A 1,969-nucleotide genomic window follows, 5' to 3' on the forward strand; every position below is an offset into this window, starting at 1 on the left:
CGCGCCGCTGCGCCCGCCGGCCGCAAGCAGCAGCGCGCCCGCGGCGAGCACGGCCGTTGCAGCTCCGGCGATTGCCCCTGCCCTGCCGAACACTAGCCTCATCCACCAACCCGTTGACCCGCAACGCAATATCACGCCGACATGGTTAACAGGAAATTTAGTTCCGTAGCGCGGCCGCCGTGCGAGCGCGTTCCGCGACTGCGTCCATGCTGTCGCCGCGCCGATACAGCCACGTCCCGCCGACGCACAGGACGCTATCGAGAGCGAGCCAGTCGGCGGCATTGTCCGGCCGGATGCCGCCGGTCGGGCAGAAGCGGATGCCGCCGAACGGCCCGGAAAGCGATCTCAGGGCGGCAATGCCGCCCGACGCTTCGGCAGGGAAAAACTTGAACCGGTCGAGGCCGAGATCGAGCCCGCGCATGATGTCGCCGGCCGTCGCCACCCCCGGCAGATAGGCGACGCCGGAGCGAGTGACCGCTCTGGCGAGCGGCTCCGTCAGTCCGGGCGAAACGATGAACCGGGCGCCGGCGTCCACCGCCTCGCCCAGCTGCCGCTCGTTGACGATCGTGCCGGCACCGACGATCGCCCCCGGCACCTTGCTCATCTGCCGGATCGCGTCGAGCGCCCCCGGCGTGCGCAAGGTCACTTCAAGTACAGTCAGTCCTGCGCCGACAAACGTCTCCGCGAGCTTCGCCCAATCCTCATCGCCTTCGAGCACCAGCACCGGGATAACCGGCGCCGCGCGCATGATGTCGTCCATGGTCATCCGTGCTCCTTGGCGAACGCCGCGGCGGCGCCGACCAGCCCGGGTTGCGGGTGAGTGATCAGCTTGACCGGCATTTCATCCATCCGCCGCTCGAACCGACCCTTGGCGATGAAGCGGTCGCGGAATCCGGACTTCGGCAGATATTTCGCCAGCCGCAGCCCGACTCCGCCGGCGATCACCACCGCGACAGCGCCCTGCGCAAGCGCAATGTCGCCGGCAACTGCGCCGAGGCTCAGGCAAACGCGGTCGAGCGCGGCATTGGCAAGGCTGTCGCTGCCCGCCAGCGCAGCGGCCCATAATTCCTTCTCATCATGCAAGGCGAGCGACTGGCCTTCGATCGCGCCGAGTGCTTCGTAGACGTTCCACAGTCCCCGGCCCGAGGCGATGCGCTCGACGGAGACGCGGCGGAAGCTGCGCCGCAGCTCTATGAGGATTCGGTCCTCGAGCACGTCGAGCGGCGCGAAGTCGATGTGCCCGCCCTCGGTTTCGATCACTTCATAGCCGCCGCTTTTCCTCAGCAGCGCCGCCACGCCGAGTCCGGTCCCCGGCCCGACGATGCTGACGACGCCTTCGTCGGGCAGCCCCCGCTCAGGCCCGCAAAGATGCTTGAAATGCTCGTCGCCGAGCGTCGCGACCGCATAGGCGACTGCGCCGAAATCGTTGACGATCGTGTAGCGGTCGACGCCCAGCCGCTCCTTGATCAGCGCGGGCCGGATCACCCACGGATTGTTCGTGAGCTTCAGCACCTCCCCGCCGACCGGGCCCGCGAAAGCGATCGCGAGCTCGTTCGGAAGTTCGATCCCGGCGCGTCGCCCGAATTCCTGCCAGGCCAGCTGGAAGCTCCCGTGCTCGGACGTCTTCAGCGTCACCGGCTCGCCCAATGCGGCGACACTGCCGCTGTCGACGTCGGCCAGTGTGAACCGGACATGGGTGCCGCCGACATCGGCGACCGCGACCTTCCTCACCCCTGTTCCGCCTCCATCGCCGAGAGCAGCGCCGACGCGCCCGCTTCCGCCTCGTTCACATGAAGGCGCATCAGCGCGAAAAGCTCGCGTCCGGTGCCGATCGGCGGCGGCGGCGAGTTGGCCGGAGGACGGCTTGCGAGGTCCACGCCGACGGCTTCGAGAGTCCCCGCGCGGCCGTCGAGCCGGATCAGGTCGCCGTCGCGCACTCGTGCGAGCGGCCCGTCCGGAAGCGCCTCGG

The 1,969-nt window shown here is 68.8% G+C and carries 2 protein-coding genes and 1 pseudogene; all 3 read right to left on the minus strand.

The features are described from left to right. Window positions 1–157: 157 nt before the first annotated feature. Window positions 158–766, minus strand: coding sequence for a bifunctional 4-hydroxy-2-oxoglutarate aldolase/2-dehydro-3-deoxy-phosphogluconate aldolase (gene eda / locus GH737_RS14595; protein WP_155265490.1), 609 nt, complete (start codon window positions 764–766; stop codon window positions 158–160). Continuing rightward, on the minus strand, window positions 763–1,731 hold the full coding sequence (gene glk, locus GH737_RS14600; RefSeq protein WP_155265491.1) for a glucokinase: 969 nt from the start codon (window positions 1,729–1,731) through the stop codon (window positions 763–765). The genes eda and glk overlap by 4 nt, the downstream gene beginning before the upstream one ends. Next, window positions 1,728–1,969: pseudogene (locus GH737_RS14605) on the minus strand (dihydroxy-acid dehydratase domain-containing protein); the annotation flags it as partial. The pseudogene GH737_RS14605 and the gene glk, both read right to left, overlap by 4 nt.

Origin of the sequence: Sphingomonas segetis (assembly GCF_009720245.1) — a bacterium.
GTDB lineage: Bacteria > Pseudomonadota > Alphaproteobacteria > Sphingomonadales > Sphingomonadaceae > Sphingomicrobium > Sphingomicrobium segetis.